The sequence below is a fragment of the Streptomyces hydrogenans genome (genome assembly GCF_014656075.1).
In the GTDB taxonomy this organism is placed as follows: domain Bacteria; phylum Actinomycetota; class Actinomycetes; order Streptomycetales; family Streptomycetaceae; genus Streptomyces; species Streptomyces hydrogenans.
The window spans coordinates 31,495-48,675 of sequence record NZ_BNBS01000063.1; the positions used below are offsets into that span (position 1 = coordinate 31,495).

The 17,181-nt window shown below is 73.7% G+C and carries 19 protein-coding genes, 1 tRNA gene and 1 pseudogene; 15 read left to right on the plus strand and 6 right to left on the minus strand.

All coding sequences use genetic code 11. From position 1 onward, the window contains the following. Positions 1-33 precede the first annotated feature (33 nt). From IE321_RS24620 to IE321_RS24685, 14 genes are all read left to right on the plus strand, one after another. Positions 34-426 carry an NADH-quinone oxidoreductase subunit A gene (locus IE321_RS24620; RefSeq protein WP_043227720.1) on the plus strand — a complete coding sequence of 131 codons (393 nt, stop codon included), beginning with the start codon at positions 34-36 and terminating at the stop codon, positions 424-426. Continuing rightward, on the plus strand, positions 417-1,010 hold the full coding sequence (locus IE321_RS24625; protein WP_190224552.1) for an NADH-quinone oxidoreductase subunit B: 594 nt from the start codon (positions 417-419) through the stop codon (positions 1,008-1,010). The genes IE321_RS24620 and IE321_RS24625 overlap by 10 nt, the downstream gene beginning before the upstream one ends. Beyond that, positions 1,007-2,356, plus strand: a complete 1,350-nt coding sequence (locus tag IE321_RS24630) for an NADH-quinone oxidoreductase subunit C (RefSeq protein WP_190224553.1) — start codon at positions 1,007-1,009, stop codon at positions 2,354-2,356. Before IE321_RS24625 ends, IE321_RS24630 begins: the two co-directional genes overlap by 4 nt. Continuing rightward, positions 2,353-3,315: a complex I subunit 1/NuoH family protein gene (locus IE321_RS24635; protein ID WP_190224554.1), complete on the plus strand. Its 963-nt coding sequence runs from the start codon at positions 2,353-2,355 to the stop codon at positions 3,313-3,315. Before IE321_RS24630 ends, IE321_RS24635 begins: the two co-directional genes overlap by 4 nt. Beyond that, entirely contained in the window at positions 3,316-3,888 is a 573-nt protein-coding gene (locus IE321_RS24640; RefSeq protein WP_043228872.1) for a NuoI/complex I 23 kDa subunit family protein, read from the plus strand. Then, positions 3,885-4,442 carry an NADH-quinone oxidoreductase subunit J family protein gene (locus IE321_RS24645; RefSeq protein WP_043228870.1) on the plus strand — a complete coding sequence of 186 codons (558 nt, stop codon included), beginning with the start codon at positions 3,885-3,887 and terminating at the stop codon, positions 4,440-4,442. The genes IE321_RS24640 and IE321_RS24645 overlap by 4 nt, the downstream gene beginning before the upstream one ends. Continuing rightward, complete coding sequence (nuoK, locus tag IE321_RS24650; protein WP_190224555.1) at positions 4,442-4,804, plus strand: NADH-quinone oxidoreductase subunit NuoK; 363 nt, start codon at positions 4,442-4,444, stop codon at positions 4,802-4,804. Before IE321_RS24645 ends, nuoK begins: the two co-directional genes overlap by 1 nt. Continuing rightward, complete coding sequence (locus tag IE321_RS24655; protein ID WP_043228866.1) at positions 4,801-6,780, plus strand: NADH-quinone oxidoreductase subunit 5 family protein; 1,980 nt, start codon at positions 4,801-4,803, stop codon at positions 6,778-6,780. Before nuoK ends, IE321_RS24655 begins: the two co-directional genes overlap by 4 nt. Positions 6,781-6,807: 27 nt before the next feature. Further along, on the plus strand, positions 6,808-8,361 hold the full coding sequence (locus IE321_RS24660) for a complex I subunit 4 family protein (protein WP_043228864.1): 1,554 nt from the start codon (positions 6,808-6,810) through the stop codon (positions 8,359-8,361). Continuing rightward, positions 8,361-9,884, plus strand: coding sequence for an NADH-quinone oxidoreductase subunit N (locus IE321_RS24665; RefSeq protein ID WP_190224556.1), 1,524 nt, complete (start codon positions 8,361-8,363; stop codon positions 9,882-9,884). The genes IE321_RS24660 and IE321_RS24665 overlap by 1 nt, the downstream gene beginning before the upstream one ends. Positions 9,885-9,914: 30 nt before the next feature. Beyond that, positions 9,915-10,370 (plus strand): large conductance mechanosensitive channel protein MscL, encoded by a 456-nt coding sequence (gene mscL / locus IE321_RS24670; RefSeq protein ID WP_043228861.1) that lies wholly within the window; start codon positions 9,915-9,917, stop codon positions 10,368-10,370. Positions 10,371-10,526: 156 nt separating this feature from the next. After that, positions 10,527-11,390: a zinc metalloprotease HtpX gene (gene htpX / locus IE321_RS24675; protein ID WP_043228860.1), complete on the plus strand. Its 864-nt coding sequence runs from the start codon at positions 10,527-10,529 to the stop codon at positions 11,388-11,390. Next, positions 11,387-11,815, plus strand: a complete 429-nt coding sequence (locus tag IE321_RS24680; protein ID WP_043228859.1) for a YccF domain-containing protein — start codon at positions 11,387-11,389, stop codon at positions 11,813-11,815. Before htpX ends, IE321_RS24680 begins: the two co-directional genes overlap by 4 nt. Positions 11,816-11,823: 8 nt before the next feature. Continuing rightward, positions 11,824-12,837 carry a barstar family protein gene (locus IE321_RS24685; protein WP_190224557.1) on the plus strand — a complete coding sequence of 338 codons (1,014 nt, stop codon included), beginning with the start codon at positions 11,824-11,826 and terminating at the stop codon, positions 12,835-12,837. Here IE321_RS24685 and IE321_RS24690 read toward each other — a convergent pair. The 4 genes from IE321_RS24690 to IE321_RS24705 form a co-directional block, all read right to left on the minus strand. After that, positions 12,803-14,041, minus strand: a complete 1,239-nt coding sequence (locus tag IE321_RS24690) for an APC family permease (RefSeq protein ID WP_190224558.1) — start codon at positions 14,039-14,041, stop codon at positions 12,803-12,805. The genes IE321_RS24685 and IE321_RS24690 overlap by 35 nt on opposite strands. Further along, positions 14,038-14,664 (minus strand): alpha-ketoglutarate-dependent dioxygenase AlkB family protein, encoded by a 627-nt coding sequence (locus IE321_RS24695; RefSeq protein WP_190224559.1) that lies wholly within the window; start codon positions 14,662-14,664, stop codon positions 14,038-14,040. Before IE321_RS24695 ends, IE321_RS24690 begins: the two co-directional genes overlap by 4 nt. Further along, positions 14,661-15,167 (minus strand): methylated-DNA--[protein]-cysteine S-methyltransferase, encoded by a 507-nt coding sequence (locus IE321_RS24700; protein ID WP_190224560.1) that lies wholly within the window; start codon positions 15,165-15,167, stop codon positions 14,661-14,663. The genes IE321_RS24695 and IE321_RS24700 overlap by 4 nt, the downstream gene beginning before the upstream one ends. Positions 15,168-15,240: 73 nt before the next feature. Continuing rightward, positions 15,241-15,732, minus strand: a complete 492-nt coding sequence (locus IE321_RS24705; RefSeq protein WP_043228851.1) for a YajQ family cyclic di-GMP-binding protein — start codon at positions 15,730-15,732, stop codon at positions 15,241-15,243. A 171-nt stretch (positions 15,733-15,903) separates the two neighbouring features. On the opposite strand from IE321_RS24705, the gene IE321_RS24710 reads away from it, so the two are divergent. Then, a tRNA-Tyr gene (locus IE321_RS24710) sits at positions 15,904-15,985 on the plus strand. A gap of 52 nt (positions 15,986-16,037) precedes the next feature. Here IE321_RS24710 and IE321_RS24715 read toward each other — a convergent pair. Both IE321_RS24715 and IE321_RS24720 read right to left on the minus strand, forming a co-directional pair. Next, positions 16,038-16,694 carry an SDR family oxidoreductase gene (locus tag IE321_RS24715; protein WP_043228850.1) on the minus strand — a complete coding sequence of 219 codons (657 nt, stop codon included), beginning with the start codon at positions 16,692-16,694 and terminating at the stop codon, positions 16,038-16,040. Between the two features lie 16 nt (positions 16,695-16,710). Continuing rightward, positions 16,711-17,181, minus strand: a pseudogene (locus IE321_RS24720) (hydrolase); the annotation flags it as partial.

Here is a 17,181-nt window from a genome sequence, read left to right on the forward strand (position 1 = left end):
GAAAATGCCGAGGGACCGAGAGGGGCGGCCGACGTGCGGGAACCGACCGTAGTCGCGGCGGACTATTTCGATACGTACTCCGTCGTCGGGCTGCTCGCCGTGATCGGCGTGCTCTTCGTCGCGGTCGCCTTCGGCGCCGGCCGGCTGCTGCGGCCCGTCGTGCCGACCCCGGAGAAACTCCTCACCTACGAGTGCGGCGTCGACCCCGTGGGGGAGGGCTGGGCCCACACCCAGGTCCGCTACTACGTCTACGCCTTCCTCTACGTCATCTTCGCCGTCGACTCGATCTTCCTCTTCCCGTGGGCGACGGTCTTCGCCGCGCCCGGCTACGGCGCCACCACCCTCGTCGAGATGTTCGTCTTCCTCGGCTTCCTGGCCGTCGGACTGCTCTACGCGTACAAGAAGGGCGTCCTGGCATGGACGTAACACCCGCGGGGAGCGCCGTGCCCCTGCCCGCGCCCAAGCTGGGCACGCTCTCCCGGCTCGCCCCCGAGCCCATGAAGGTGGTCCTGAACTGGGGCCGCCGCTACAGCCTCTGGGTCTTCAACTTCGGCCTCGCCTGCTGCGCGATCGAGTTCATCGCCGCGTCCATGGCCCGGCACGACTTCATCCGGCTCGGCGTGATCCCCTTCGCGCCCGGCCCGCGCCAGGCCGACCTGATGATCGTCTCCGGCACGGTGACGGACAAGATGGCCCCGGCGGTGAAGCGGCTCTACGAGCAGATGCCCGAGCCGAAGTACGTGATCTCCTTCGGCGCCTGCTCGAACTGCGGCGGCCCCTACTGGGACTCGTACTCGGTCACCAAGGGCGTCGACCAGATCATCCCCGTCGACGTGTACGTCCCCGGCTGCCCGCCCCGCCCCGAGGCGCTCCTCCAGGGCATCCTCAAGCTCCAGGAGAAGATCGCCCGCGAGAACCTCGCCGAGCGGTACGGCGCGACGGCACCGGCCTCGGTGTCCCAGCTCACCAGCCCGCTGGTCACCCCGCCGCCGGGAGGCGACGACCGATGAACCGCTACGACTCCCTTCCCGAAGCCGTGACGGACCTGTTCGGCGACGAGTCGGCGGCGGAGCGGGCGTACGACCTGCTGACCGTCGACGTCCCCGTCACGGACTGGCTCGACGCGCTGCGGACCGCCCGGGACGAGCTGGGCTGCACCTACTTCGACTGGCTGAGCGCGGTGGACGAGCCGGGCACCGGCTTCCGGGTCTGCGCCCACGTCGTCGCCGTCGGCGACGGCGCCCCCCGCCGCCTCCTGCTCCGCACCACCGTCCCGCACGACGCCCCGTCGCTGCCCACGGCGATCGGCGTCTACGCGGGCGCGGCCTGGCACGAGCGCGAGACCCACGAGATGTTCGGCGTGGTCTTCGAGGGCCACCCGAACCTCACGCCCCTCCTCCTCCCCGAGAACTTCGAGGGCCACCCCCTCCGCAAGGACTTCGTCCTCGCCGCCCGCGTGGCGAAGGCGTGGCCGGGCGCGAAGGAGCCGGGCGAGTCCCACGACGGCGGCCCCAAGCGCCGCCAGATGCTCCCGCCCGGCGTCCCCGACCCCAACGAGTGGGGCCCCCTCAAGGGCCAGCTCCCCCCGGCCCCCGAACGCCCCGCCCGAGGCGCCGCCGCCGACCGCCCCCGCCGCACCCGCACCACCACGGAGGGCTCGGCGAACCAGCCGACCACGGAACCCCCGACCCGCCGCACGCGCTCCGCCTCGGACGGCTCGGCGACCCAGCCGCCCCCGGAGTCCCCGGCCGCACCCGACGCGGGTGCCGCCCCGGCCCCCCGCCGTACGCGCTCCGCGTCGGAGGGCTCGGCGAGCCAGGCGGCCCCGGCCGCCCCGCGCCGCACGCGCAGCGCGAGCCAGGGCTCGGCGAGCCAGCAGCCGGAGCGGCCGGCGACGCCGGAGGGGGCCGAGCCGACCGGGGACACCCCGGCCGCCGCCTCGCCGCCCCCGCGCACCCGCAGCTCCGACGCCCCCTGGCACCACGCCCGCCCCGCCTTCGACGAGCCACCGAAGGACGAGCCCGCGGCAGGCGAGCCCGCCCCGAAGGACGAGCCCGCCCCCGACACGAAGCCCGCGCCAGGCGAGCCCGCACCGAAGGACGAGCCCGCACCGGACGCAAAGTCCGCGGCAGGCGAGCCGGCCCCGGAGGCGAAGCCCGCCGCAGGCGAGCCCGCCCCCGAGCCGAAGCCCGCCGCAGGCGAAAGCACGGCCGCCGATGACGGCCGGCCCGCCACCGACGGCGAGCCTTCCGCCGAAGCCGACGGCGAGCCCGCCACCGAAGCCGACGGCAAGCCCCCTGCCGAAGCCGACCGCAACGACACCCACCCCGACCCCGCCGGAGGCGATCCCGCGTGAACGACGCACTCGACGTCGCCGTCCGGCTGCTGCTGGTCTTCGTCGCGTTCCTCGTGCTGCCGCTCGTCGTCGGGCAGACCGAGCACAAGGTCATGGCCCACATGCAGGGCCGCCTCGGACCCATGTACGCCGGTGGCTTCCACGGCTGGGCCCAGCTCGTCGCGGACGGGGTGAAGTTCGCGCAGAAGGAGGACGTCGTCCCGAAGGACGCCGACCGGCGGGTCTTCCAGCTCGCGCCGGCCGTCGCCCTCCTCCCGTACCTGCTCGTCCTCGTCGCGATCCCGGTCGCACCGGGCTCCGTCGGCGCGGTCGTCGACGCCGGCATCTTCTTCGCGCTCGCCGTCATGGGCGTCGGCGTGCTCGGCAGCCTGATGGCCGGCTGGGCGTCCGCCAACAAGTTCTCCCTGCTCGGCGGCCTGCGCACGGCCGCCCAGCTGCTCGCGTACGAGCTGCCGATGCTGCTCGCCGCCGCGTCCGTCGCGATGGCCGCCGGCACCGTCTCCCTCACCGGCGTCCTCGACGCCTTCGAGTGGTGGTGGGTGCCGTGGCAGATCGTCGGCGCGCTCGTCTTCTTCGTCGCGGGCCTCGCCGAGCTCCAGCGCCCGCCGTTCGACATGCCGGTCGCCGACTCGGAGATCATCTTCGGCGCGTACACCGAGTACACCGGCCTCCGCTTCGCGCTCTTCCTGCTCGCCGAGTACGCCGGCATCGTCGTCCTCTGCGGCCTCACCACCGTCCTCTTCCTCGGCGGCTGGCACGGCCCCTGGGGCGACGACGGCCTCGGCTGGCTGTGGACCCTGCTCAAGACCGCCGTCCTGGCCTTCGTCGTCATCTGGCTGCGGGTGAGCTACCCGCGCCTGCGCGAGGACCAGCTCCAGAAGCTCGCCTGGACGACCCTCGTCCCGCTCGCCCTCGCGCAGATCGCGCTCACCGGCATCGTGAAGGTGGCGATCAGCTAAATGTCCCCGAAGATCCCCGGCTCCGGCCTCGCCAAGGGCCTCGCCGTCACCCTCCGCACGATGACCCGCAGGTCGGTGACCGCGCAGTACCCGGACGCGCAGCCCGAGCTGCCGCCCCGCTCGCGCGGGGTGATCGCGCTGTTCGAGGAGAACTGCACGGTCTGCATGCTGTGCGCCCGCGAGTGCCCCGACTGGTGCATCTACATCGACTCCCACAAGGAGACGGTCCCGGCCGCCGCCCCCGGCGGCCGCGAGCGCAGCCGGAACGTCCTCGACCGCTTCGCCATCGACTTCTCCCTCTGCATGTACTGCGGGATCTGCATCGAGGTGTGCCCCTTCGACGCCCTCTTCTGGTCGCCGGAGTTCGAGTACGCCGAGACCGACATCCTGGAGCTCACCCACGAGCGGGACAAGCTCCGCGAGTGGATGTGGACCGTCCCCGAGCCGCCCGCGCTCGACCCGAGGGCCGAGGAGCCCAAGGAGATCGCCGCCGCCCACAAGGCCGCCGAGAAGGCCGCCGCCGCCCAGGCCGCCGCCGAGGCCGCGGCCCAGCAGCAGGAGGGCCCGCAGTGATCCTCGCCGCCCCGCCGACCCACCCCGGCTTCCTCTCGCCCACCGGCGTCGAGATCGCCTTCCTCCTGGTCGGCCTCGTCACCCTCGGCGCCGCCGTCGTCTCCGTCACCACGAAGCAGCTCGTGCACGCCGCGCTCTGGCTCGTGGTCGCGCTCGGCGGCCTCGCCGTCGAGTACCTCCTGCTGACCGCCGAGTTCATCGCCTGGGTCCAGGTCCTGATCTACGTCGGCTCGGTCGTCGTCCTGCTCCTCTTCGGACTGATGCTCACCAAGGCACCGATCGGCCGCTCCCCGGACGCCGACTCCGGCAACCGGCCGGTCGCCCTCGCCGTCGCCGCGGCCGCCGCCGCGGCGCTCGTCTGGGTGGTCTGGGACGCCTTCCGCAAGACCTGGATCGAGCTGGACGGGCCCGCGCAGGGCTCCACCGACGTGACCGGCGAGACGCTCTTCCGGCACTGGGTGCTGCCCTTCGAGGCGCTCTCCGTGCTGCTGCTCGCCGCCCTGGTCGGCGCCATCGTCCTGTCCCGCAAGAAGCCGGAAGGAGAGCGGGACTGATGCACCTCGCCTACCCCGCCGTCCTCGCCGCGCTCCTCTTCTGCGTCGGCCTGTACGGCGTCCTCGCCCGCCGCAACGCGATCCTGGTCCTGATGTCGGTCGAGCTGATGCTCAACGCCGTCAACCTCAACCTGGTCGCCTTCGACGTCTGGCTCCGCGACGCCCTCCACGCCGGCCAGGCCCTCACCCTCTTCACCATCGCCATCGCGGCCGCCGAGATCGGCATCGGCCTCGCGATCGTCCTGATGGTGTACCGCAACCGCGGCACCTCCGACGTCGACCGCCTCCGCGACACGGCGGAGCCCGCCGAGTCCGGCGCGACCCCGGAAAGCACCGACGAGAAGGCCGAGGCCGCCGCGTGACCACCACGACCCTCGCCGTCCTCGTCCCCGTCCTGCCCTTCCTCGGCGCCGCCGCCGGTCTCGCCGTCGGCCGCGCCGCGCCCGGCTTCGTCCGGCCGCTCGCCGTCCTCCCGACGCTCGCCGCCGCCGTCCTCGCCGTCCTCGTCGCCGTCCGGCAGGGCGGGAACACGGTGATCGAGGCGAGCACCCAGCTCACGCCCACCGGCTCCGTCCCGATCACCCTGGGCCTCCACATCGACGGCTTCGCCGCCCTCGTCGCCGTCCTCGTCGGCGTGGTCGCGAGCTGCGTGCAGATCTACTCGACCGGCTACCTCCGCGAGGACCCCCGCTACGCCTCGTACGCGGCGCTCGTCTCCCTCTTCACCGCCGCGATGCTCCTCGTCGTCTACTCCGGCGACCTGATGGTGCTCCTGGTCGGCTGGGAGATCATGGGCATCTGCTCGTACTTCCTCGTCGGGCACTACTGGGAGACCCCCGAGGCGCGCTCCGCCTCCCTGAAGGCGTTCCTCGTCACCAAGCTCGGCGACGTCCCCTTCCTCTTCGGGCTCTTCGCGCTCGCCACCGACGCCGGCACCTTCCGCATCGACGGCATCCTCTCCACCGTCGCGAGCGGCGGCCTCGACCACCCCACCCTGGTGGCGCTGCTGCTCCTCGCCGGCGTCGCCGGGAAGTCCGCGCAGTTCCCGCTGCACACCTGGCTCCCCGACGCCATGGCCGGCCCGACGCCGGTATCGGCGCTCATCCACGCGGCCACCATGGTCGCCGCCGGCATCTACTTCGTCGCCCGGCTGCTGCCGGTCTTCGCCGCCTCCGCCGCCGCGATGACCGTGCTCGCCGTGATGGCCGCGATCACCATGGTCGGCTCGGCGCTCGCCGCGCTCGCCCAGGACGACATCAAGCGGGTCCTCGCCTACTCGACCATCGGCCAGCTCGGCTACATGGCGGGCGCGCTCGCCGTCGGCGACCGGGGCGCCGCCGTCTTCCACCTGCTGTCGCACGCCGCCTTCAAGGCGCTGCTCTTCCTCGCCGCCGGCGCGGTCATCCACGCCGCCGGCACCAACTCGCTCACCGCCATGTCCCGGACGGGCGGCCTGGCGAAGCGGATCCCCGACGCGTACTGGACGATGACCGTCGCCCTCCTCGCGCTCGCCGCGATCCCGCCCTTCGCCGGCTTCTTCTCCAAGGAGGCCGTCCTGGTCGCCGCCGAGCACACCGCGCTCGGCGAGCGGACCGGCATCCCCGCCGGGGCCGGCTGGACCGTCCTCGTCGCGGGCCTGCTGACCGCCCTCCTCACCGCCGCGTACGCGCTCCGCCTCTGGCTGCGCGCCTTCCGCGGCCGCGGCCCGCAGGCACCCGACCACGGTCGCCAGCCGATCGCCATGACCTCCGTCCTGTGGGTCCTCGCGATCCCGTCGCTCGGCTTCGGCCTCGGCGCCGCCTACCTGGACGACTGGTTCGACGGCGAGGCCCTCACCCCGACGCTCACCACCGCCGTCCTCGGCACCGGCCTCGCCGTCGCCGGCGGCGCCGTCACCTACGCCGTCTGGCGCACGCTCGCCGCCCGGGCCGTACCCGCCGTGACGCCCCCGCACGTCGCCCACCCCGACGCCGAAGCGGGCCTGGTGGAGGCCGAGGCGCTGCACCTGCCGCACCCCGCCGAGGACCCGGCCGACCCCGGCCGCGCCCTCCTCGGCCCGCTGCACGGCCCCGCCGCCGACGGCTTCCGCCTGGACGCCCTCTACGCCAAGGCGTTCGTCCGCCCCGTGCTCGGCGCCGCCTCCCTGGTCCGCTTCCTGGACCGCGAGGTCGTCGACACCTACGTGCGCGGCGCCGCCGGCACCGCCAAGGGCCTCGGGTGGCTCGTCCGCCGCGCCCAGACCGGCAACGTGCAGACCTACCTCAGCGCCCTGCTCGCCGGCTCCGTCGTCCTGGCGATCGCCGCCGTCGCCCTCGCCAACGCCTTCGCCGGAGCGTGAGCCGTGATCGATATCAGCGAATCCGTGATGCAGTTCCTCCTCGCGTTCGTCGTCGTGGCGCCGCTCCTCGGCGCCGCCGCCGCGCTCCTGCCCGCCCCGCCCGGACTGAAGGGGAAGTCGCCCGACCAGGCGGTCCTCCGCCACGGCGTCACCGTCACCGGCGTGATCCTCCTCGCGGCGATCGCCCTCGCCGCGGGCTTCGACCACGACCACCCGTCGCGGATGCAGGCCACCACCGACATCAGCTGGATCAAGGCGCTCGACGTGCGGATCCACCTCGGCGTCGACGGCATCTCCCTGCCCCTCCTGGTGCTGACCGCGCTGCTGACCTTCCTCTGCGCGCTGTACTCCTACTTCAAGATGCCGCAGGGCCCGTCCCCCAAGGCGTTCGTCGCGCTGCTGCTCGTCCTGGAGGCCGGCACCCTCGCCACCTTCGCCGTCCTCGACCTGGTCCTCTTCTTCCTCGCCTTCGAGATGGTCCTGGTCCCGATGTACTTCCTCATCGCCCGCTGGGGCGGCGGGGGCCGCCGGGCCGCCGCCGGGAAGTTCATCCTCTACACGCTGCTCGGCTCCGTGGTCATGCTGCTCGGCCTGCTCCTCATCGGGATAAAGGCCGGCACCTTCGACATGGTCGCGCTCGCCACCGACAACGGCCGCGGACTGACCACGTCGGTGCAGGTCACCGCCGTCCTCGCGATCGGCCTCGGGCTCGCCGTGAAGACCCCGATGTGGCCCCTGCACTCCTGGCTGCCGGACGCCCACACCGCCGCCCCCACGGTCGGCTCGGTCCTCCTCGCCGGCGTCCTCCTCAAGATGGGCACGTACGGCTTCGTCCGCATCGCGCTGCCCATCGCCCCCGAGGGCATGCACACCCTCGCCCCCTACCTGGCCGCCTTCGCCGCCGCCGGCATCGTCTACGGCTCGCTGGCCTGCCTCGCGCTCGCGCGGCCCGGCGCCAAGGGCGACCTCAAGCGGCTGATCGCGTACTCCTCCGTCGGCCACATGGGCTTCGTCCTCCTCGGCATCGCCACCCTGACCCCCACCGGCGTCAACGGCGCGCTCTTCGCCAACATCGCCCACGGCCTCATCACCGGCCTGCTCTTCTTCCTCGTCGGCGCCCTGAAGGACCGCTACGGCACCGCCGACCTCGACACCCTCGCCGGGGCCACCGGCGCCGCCCTCTACGGCCGCGCCCCCCGCCTCGGCGCCCTCCTCGCCTTCGCCGCCGTCGCCTCCCTCGGCCTGCCCGGGCTGGCCGGCTTCTGGGGCGAGATGCTCGCCCTCTTCGCCGCCTTCGACCCGGCCGAGGGGCTGAACCGGGCCGCGTACCTCGTCTTCATGGCCCTCGGCGGCCTCGGCACCCTGCTGACCGCCGCGTACCTGCTGATGGTGGTCCGCCGCGTCTGCATGGGCGGCCCCCGCCCGGCCGGCGAACCGGAGCTCGCCGACGTCCAGCCGTACGAGCTGGCCGCCTGGACCCCGCTCGTCGCCCTCACCGTCCTCGCCGGACTCTGGCCCGCGGTCCTCCTCGGCCTCACCGACCCGGCCGTCCAGCAGCTCCTCGCGGGAGGCACCCAGTGATGTCGGCCACCACCTCGCTCGTCCAGTCCGTCGACTGGGCGACGATCGCGCCCCCGACCCTCACCGCCCTGGTCGCCCTCGGCGTCCTCGTCGCCGACCTGTTCGTGCCCGCCGCGCGCAAGCAGTTCCTCGGCTGGGTCTCGGTCGCCGGCCTCGCCGCCGCCCTCGTCCTGCTCCTGCCGCTGCGCGCCGGCGACCGCGCCACCTTCTGCCTCACCCCCGCCGCCCAGACCGACAGCGCCGCCCAGACCGCCGCGTGCAGCTACACCGCCGACCACTTCACCCTGGTCATCCAGCTCCTCGTGCTCGGCGGCGCCCTGCTCACCGCCCTGCTCTCGCTGCCCGCCACCCGCGAGAAGCTCCCGGCCGGCGAGTACTGGTTCCTGCTGCTGTCCTCCGCCGCCGGAGCCGCCCTGCTGCCCGCCTCCCGCGACCTCGCCACCCTGGTGGTCGCCCTGGAGGTCGCCTCGCTGCCCGCCTTCGCGCTCGTCGGCCTCAAGCGCGGCGACCGCCGCTCCAGCGAGGCCGCCCTCAAGTTCTTCCTCTCCTCGGTGACCGCCACCGCCGTCACCCTCCTCGGCGTGAGCTTCGTCTACGCCGCCACCGGCACCCTCCACCTCACGGAGATCGCCGCCCGGCTCGACGAGGTCCCCCGCCAGCTCCAGACCCTCGCCGAGGCCGGCGTGGCCCTCACCCTCGTCGGCTTCGCCTTCAAGCTCGCCGCCGTCCCCTTCCACTTCTGGGTCCCCGACACCTACACCGGCGCGCCGCTGCCCGTCGCCGCCTACCTGTCGGTCGTCGGCAAGGCCGTCGGCTTCACCGGCCTCATCCTGGTGACGGTCGTCGCCTTCCCCCCGTACGCCGACGTCTGGGGCCCCGCCCTCGCCGTCCTCGCCGCCCTCACCATGACCGCGGGCAACGTCGCCGCCCTCCGCCAGGACCCCGCCCGCCCCGGCAGCGCGGTCCGGCTGCTCGCCTGGTCCTCCGTCGCCCAGGCCGGCTACCTCCTGGTGCCGATAGGAGCCGCCGCGTACTCCAGCGACGAGCAGGTCGGCGCCACCGTCGCGTACGCCCTCATGTACGCCGTCGTGAACCTCGGCGCCTTCGCGGTCGTCGCCCTCGTCGCCCGCACCCACCCGGGCAAGCGGATCGCCGACCACGCCGGGCTCTACGCCGCCAGCCCCGCCGCCGCCCTCGCGCTCGCCTTCTTCCTCCTGAATCTGGCCGGTTTGCCCCCGGGTATCATCGGCCTCTTCGCCAAGGTGACCGTGTTCTCGTCGGCCGTCGACGCGGGCCTCGGCTGGCTGGCCGTGGTCATGGGCGTCAACGTCGTCATCGGCCTCGCGTACTACCTGCGGTGGACGGCCCTGCTGTTCCGCACGCCCCAGGACGCGATCGCCACCGAGCCGCGCCGGGCCCCCGCGCCCGTCACCCTGGCGATCGTGCTGACCGCCGCGGCCGGAGCCGTCCTGTCGGGCTACCCGCAGTTCGCCCTCCGCTTCGCGACGACCGCACTGTTCTGACCCCCCCACGTGACCTAGGAGCAACACCCCGTGCTGAACGGATTCAAGGACTTCATACTTCGCGGGAACGTCATCTCGATGGCCATCGGACTGGCCGTCGGCACCGCGTTCACCGCCGTCGTCACCGGTTTCAGCAAGGCGTTCATCACCCCGCTCATCGGGCTCGCCACCGGCTCCGTGGGCAACTTCAACGACGCGCAGTTCCACGTCGGCAAGACCGTCTTCCCCTACGGCCTGGCGATCTCCGCCACCATCGCGTTCCTCATCACCGCCGCCGTCCTCTACTTCCTGATCGTCGCCCCGCTCGCCAAGGTCCAGGCGCGGTTCGCGAAGGAGGAGGCCGCCGACCCCAAGGCCGAGAAGCGCGACTGCCCCCGCTGCTTCACCGAGATCCCGGCCATCGCCTCCCGCTGCGCCCACTGCACCAGCGAGGTCGAGCCGATCGCCGCCGACCTGGAGAAGCTCTCCGTCCCCGCCGCCCGCTGACCCGGCCGGGAATCACCCGAACGGCTCAACACGCTCCCGGTGCGGCCGGGGGAACCGCAGCCTCTCGCCTGGCGTTGACCAGTACGTGAGGGTCCACTGGGACGCGTGGACCACCAAGCAAAGGGTTCCCCTGCCGCACCACTTGGAGGGCGTACCGTGCACCGCCGGCACAACGGGCTGAGGACCGCCGTACTCCTCGGAGGGCTCTCCGCCCTCATCATCGTCATCGGCAGCTTCTTCGGCCGTACGGGCCTGATCGTCGGACTCGTCGTCGCGATCGGCACCAACGCGTACGCGTACTGGAACAGCGACAAGCTCGCCCTGCGGGCCATGCGGGCCCGACCCGTCAGCGAATTCGAGGCCCCCGCCCTGTACCGGATGGTCCGGGAGCTCTCCACCCAGGCCCGCCAGCCGATGCCGCGCCTCTACATCTCGCCGACCCAGGCGCCCAACGCCTTCGCCACCGGCCGCAACCCGCGCAACGCGGCCGTCTGCTGCACCGAGGGCATCCTCGCGATCCTCGACGAGCGCGAGCTCCGCGGCGTCATCGGCCACGAACTCAGCCACGTCTACAACCGGGACATCCTCATCTCCTCGGTCGCCGGCGCGCTCGCCTCCGTCGTGATGTTCCTGGTCAACTTCGCCTGGCTCATCCCCGTCGGCCGCTCCAGCGACGACGACGGCCCCGGCCTCCTCGGCTACCTGATGGTCCTGATCCTCGGCCCGATCGCCGCCTCCATCATCCAGCTCGCCATCTCCCGCTCCCGCGAGTACGAGGCCGACGCCTCCGGAGCCCAGCTCACCGGCGACCCGCTCGCCCTCGCGAGCGCCCTCAGGAAACTCGAAGCCGGCACCAAGCAGCTCCCACTGCCCCCCGAGCCGCGGATCGAGACCGCGAGCCACATGATGATCGCGAACCCCTTCCGCCCGGGTAAGGGACTCTCCAAGATGTTCTCGACCCACCCGCCCATGGCCGAGCGGATCGCCCGGCTCGAAGAGATGGCAGGTCGCCGCCCGTGAAGACCGTTCTCAACGTCATATGGCTCGTGCTCTCCGGCTTCTGGCTGTTCCTCGGCTACCTCCTCGCCGGAGTGCTGCTCTGCATCACGATCATCGGCATCCCCTTCGGCCTGGCCGCCTTCCGCATCGGCCTCTACGCCCTCTGGCCCTTCGGCCGCACCGTCGTCGACAAGCCCGGCGCCGGCGCCGCCTCCTGCGTCGGCAACGTCCTCTGGCTGATCCTCGCGGGCTGGTGGCTCGCCATCGGCCACATCGTCACCGGCGTCGCCCTCTGCATCACGATCATCGGCATCCCGCTCGGCCTCGCGAACTTCAAGCTCATCCCCGTCTCGCTGCTCCCCCTCGGCAAGGACATCGTCCCCACCGACCAGGCCTACGGCGGCCAGACGTACTCCTCGCAGACGTACGGCCGCCAGGGCTTCTGACCACCGCCGTGCAGAACCCGCGCTACGCCCTGCTCTCCGGCCGTCACGTCCTGGCCCTCTGCCACGACGTCGACGGCCTCTACGGCGACCCCGCCCCCCGCCCCCGCGCCCGGCACGAACTCCGCGGCTGCGAACCGCGCGGGGGGCTGGCCCGGGCCGTCACCCAGGCCATCGTCGAGGGCACCGCCCCGCTCGGCACCCTCGACGTCGAGACCCCCGACGGAACCTGGCGCTTCGAGGCCGTCCGCGTCCTCGGCGCCCGCGGCGACGTCGTCACGATCGAGGCGGCGGGGCCACCGCGCCGCCACCACGGCGCCACCGACGCCGTCCCCTGCGCCCACCTCATCCCGCTCCCCGGCACGGACCCGCCCCGCACCGAGGTCACCTTCCTCGGCTGCTCCCCGCGCGGCACCCTCCGCGACGCCCTCGCCGCCGGCGCCGAGGGCTTCGACGAGGTCCGCTACCAGGTCCTCCGCCGCAGCGGGAACCTCCAGCACGAGGGCGCGGCCGGCCGCGTCACCGGCTGGGACACCGCCCGGGACCACCACGGCCTGCTGGACCTCACCGTCGCCTTCCCCCGCTCCGGCCTCGTCCCGCCGCGGACCCGCGAGGTCTGGGACCTCTTCCACGACCACCGGACACCCGCCGAACCCGGCACCTGGCGCCGCTTCACCGGCGCCGCCCGCACGGTGTGGCGCCGCGAGGCGGCCCTCCGCTCGTACGACCTGCCGGAACCCGTCCCCGGCACCACGTACACCCTCGACGGCCGGGGGATCACCGACGAGGACGCCCTCGTCTGCGCCCTCACCGAGGCCGTCCACGGCCCCGGCCTGGCCTACCCCTCCGCCACCCCGCACGCCCTCGGCGAGGAGCTGTCCGGCTGCACCCTGGTCTGGCACCACGCCGCCGTCGCCCGCGCCTGCCTCGGCGTCACCCCGCTCCTCGCCGTCCCGCGCCCCGCCACCTTCCGCGAATGGGTCGACGGCCTCAGGGCCGCGGGCGTCCGGGTCGTCCTCGACTGACCGCGTACGCCACCACGCCCGCCGCCAGCACCCCCGCGCCGGCCAGCACCGATCCCAGCGGCAGCGCCGCCGCGAGCGTCGCGCATCCGGCCAGCCCGAGCACCGCCAGGGCCCGGTGACGCGGGCCCAGCGTCCACGCCGAGGCGTTCGCGATCCCGTAGTAGGCGAGGACGCCGAAGGACGAGAAGCCGATCGCGCCCCGCACGTCCGCCGTCGCCGCCGCCACGGCCACCACCGCGCCCACCGCCAGCTCGGCCCGGTGCGGCACCCCGAACCGCGGGTGCACGACGGCCAGGGCCCCGGGCAGGTACCCGTCCCGGGCCATCGCCAGCGTCGTACGGGACACCCCGAGGATCAGCGAGAGCAGCGAGCCCAGCGCCGCGACCGCCGCGCCGACGGTCACCACCGGCACCAGCCAGGAGGCGTCCGCCGCCCGCACGGCGTCCGCGAGCGGCGCGGGGGAGTGGGCGAGCGCGAGCGGCCCCAGCGTGACGAGGACCGCCACCGCGACCAGCGCGTACACCCCGAGCGCGAGGCCCAGCGCGAGCGGCACCGCCCGGGGGATCGTCCGCGCCGGATCGCGCACCTCCTCGCCGAGCGTGGCGATCCGCGCGTACCCCGCGAACGCGAAGAAGAGCAAACCCGCGGCCTGGAGCACCCCGCCGGGGGACACCTCCCCGGCGAGCACGGACCGTCCCCCGGGGGCACCCGCGAAGGAGGCGGCGACGACGGCCGCGAGCACCGCCAGGACCCCCGCCACGATCACCCGCGCCAGCAGCGCGGACTTCTGTACGCCCCGGTAGTTCACGGCAGTCAGGGCCACCACGGCGGCCACCGCCACCGCGTGCGCCCGCTCCGGCCACAGATAGGTGCCGACGGTCAGCGCCATCGCCGCGCAGGAGGCCGTCTTGCCCACCGTGAAGGCCCACCCCGCCAGGTACCCCCAGAAGGGACCCAGGCGTTCGCGACCGTACACGTAGGTGCCGCCGGACTCCGGGTACAGGGCGGCGAGCCGGGCCGAGGCCATCGCGTTGCAGTACGCCACCACAGCGGCGATCCCCAGCGCCGTCAGCAGCCCCGCCGAGGTCCCGGCAGCACCGGTGGCCGGCCCGAGGGCCACGAAGATCCCGGCGCCGACCATGGCGCCCAACCCGATGACGACGGCGTCGAAGACGCCGAGGGAACGACGCAACCGGGCAGTCACGAGCGACCTGTCTCCCGCAGAGTGATGTTGAGCCGCCCGGTCAGGCCGAGCGACGGATCGGCGGTCCCAGCAAACACCCTCGGCACCCCGTGGTACACCCACCGCGACTCCCCGCCGAAGACGAACAGGTCCCCGGAGGCGAGCTCCACGTCGGTCCAGGGCCGCCCCCGCCCCGCGGAGTTGCCCAGCCGGAAGACGCAGCGGTCGCCGAGGCTCAGCGACACCACGGGCGCCCCGGACCGCTCCTCCCTGTCCTGGTGCATGCCCATCCGGGCGCCGTCCCCGTAGAAGTTCACCAGCGCCGTGTCGGGCGCGAAGCCGCCGTCCGCCCCGTACGCCTCGGCCACCGCCTCCCGGCCCAACGCGGCGAGCCAGTCCGGCAGTCCGACGGCGACGGAGTCGAGATAGCGGTACGGCACCCACTGCCGTCCCAGACACAGCGACCGCACCGACATCACGCCCCCGCCGGGCAGCACGGTCTGCCGGTACGTCAGCGGTCCGCGCCCGAACTCCCGGCAGGCCGCCACCAGTTCCCGCTGCCGGGCGGCCGTCAGCCACCCCGGCACGTGCACCGCGCCGGGCGCCACCACGGCCCGCTCGCGCGGGAACAGCCCCTCGGTCACGCGAGGGCTCCCTCCAGGCCGAGCAGCGACCGCTTGCGCGCCGGCCCGGCCGCGTACCCGCGCAGGCTCCCGTCCGCGCCGATCACCCGGTGACAGGGCCGCACCACGAGCAGCGGATTGCGCCCGATCGCCGTCCCCACCGCCCGCACCCCGGCCCCGCCGGTCCCGACCCGCCGCCCGATCTCGCCGTAGCTGACGGTCGTCCCGTACGGGATCTCCTCCAGGGCCGCCCAGACCCGCCGCTGGAACTCCGTCCCGGCGCCCGCGTCCAGCTCCACGTCGAACCGCTCCCGCCGCCCGCCGAAGTACTCCGCCAGCTGCCGGACCACCCCGTCGAAGGCCCCCTGGTCGCGCACCCACCCGTCGCCGACCACGACGGCCCCCTTCTGCTCCGGCAGCGAGAGCGACCGCAGCACGGCGCGGCCCCCCGCGGAGAGCCGCCCGGTCAGCAGCATCTCGCCCAGGGGGCCGTCGGCGTACGCGTACACGGTGATGTCGTCCATGACTCCAGTGTGCGAGCCCCGCCGCCCGGGGACCGGCGGCTTTCGGACACGACCCTGCGCGGACCCGGCAGGGTCAGCGGTAGTTCACGAACTGGATCGCGAAGTCGAAGTCCTTGCCCTTGAGCAGCGCCTGCACCGCCTGCAGGTCGTCACGGCTCTTCGAGCTGACCCGCAGCTCGTCGCCCTGCACCTGCGCCTTGACGCCCTTCGGGCCCTCGTCGCGGATCGTCTTCGCGACCTTCTTCGCGTTCTCCTGCGAGATGCCCTCGGTGACCGACGCGAAGAGCTTGTACTCCTTGCCGGACAGCTGCGGCTCGCCCTCGACGTCCAGCGACTTGAGCGAGATGCCCCGCTTGATCAGCTTGGTCTGGAAGATGTCGAGGATCGCCATCACGCGCTCCTCGCCGTTCGCCTGCATCAGGATCTTCTCGCCCGACCAGGAGATCGAGGCGTTGGTTCCCTTGAAGTCGTAGCGCTGGGAGATCTCCTTCACGGCCTGGTTGAGGGCGTTGTCGACCTCCTGCCGCTCGACCTTGGAGACGATGTCGAAACTGGAGTCGGCCATGACTCGTGGCTCCTTGCTCGGATGCTGTGGGGTACCCCCAAAGCCTAGGGGGTGACCCGGCGCCCGAACCGCTGATCAACCGGGTGGCGAACCACCCCCCGGGATCAGGTATTGTTTACGTCGTTGCCAGGGAACACCGCCGAAAAGCGGGGAACCGAGGCGACAACCCATGGCGATGTGCCCGAGTGGCCAATGGGAGCGGACTGTAAATCCGTCGGCTTAGCCTACCCAGGTTCGAATCCTGGCGTCGCCACGTGATGAAGGCCCCCGGTGCTTGCACCGGGGGCCTTCTGCGTGTCCGGGGGTCAGTTGCCGGCCACGTCCTTCACCGCGACCATCACCGGGGTCCCGCCGCCGACCAGTTCCAGGGTCAGGCCGGCCGTGCCGGGGGAGTCCACCAGCTCGGCGAGGACCGCCGCCACGTCGTCCCGGGGGACCGGGCCGCGGCCCGTGCGGGCCTCCAGGCGGACCAGGCCCGTGCCGGCGTCGTCGGTGAGCATGCCGGGGCGCAGGATCGTCCACTCCAGGCCCGGACGGGACCGGACCGCGTCGTCCGCGGCGCCCTTCGCCCGCAGGTAGACGTCGAAGACCTCGTCGCCCGCGTGCCGCGAGTCCGCGCCCATCGAGGACACGACGAGGAAGCGGCGCACCCCCGCCCGTTCCGCCGCGTCCGCGAACAGGACCGCCGCCCCGCGGTCCACCGTGTCCTTGCGGGCGGCCCCGCTGTCCGGGCCCGCGCCCGCCGCGAAGACGGCCGCGTCCGCGCCCCGCAGGACCTCCGCGACCTCCTCCACGGACGCCGCCTCCAGATCCAGCACGACGGGCTCCGCGCCCGCCGCACGCAGGTCCTCCGCCTGCTCCGGGCGGCGGATCAGCCCGACCGCCTCGTGTCCGCCCGCCGAGAGCAGCCGCTCCAGGCGCAGGGCGATCCGACCGTGTCCTCCAGCGATGACGATGCGCATACCCCGACCGTACGACTCAGCGGGCCGCCGGGCCTCCCGGGTCCGGCCGGCCGGCCTGGCGCGGCAGGTCCAGCGCCGCCGCCGAGTCGCAGTACTCCCGCACCGCGCTCGTCCGCGCCACCACCCGCCCCCGGTGCACCACGATCCGGCTGTACGCCAGCGACAGCACGCCCGCGAGCCCCGCGCCCCGCACCGCCAGCAGCTCCGCCGGGAAGCCCGCCTCCACCCGCACCTCCGGCAGGCCCATCGCCTCCCGCGCCCGGGCGCTCACCGCCCCGTACGCCTCCGCCGGATCCAGGCCCTCCAGCGAGGCCAGCAGGAAGGCCGCCTCCAGCGGGTCCCCGCGGCCCACCGGGTTCGCCGCGTCCCGCAGCGCGTCGCTGCCCGCCCCGAGCCGCACCCCCGCGCGGTGCAGCAGCCGCACCGGCGCCGTGCCCCGCCGCACCGTCCCCGCGCAGCCGCCCTGCGGCAGGCAGACCACCGTCAC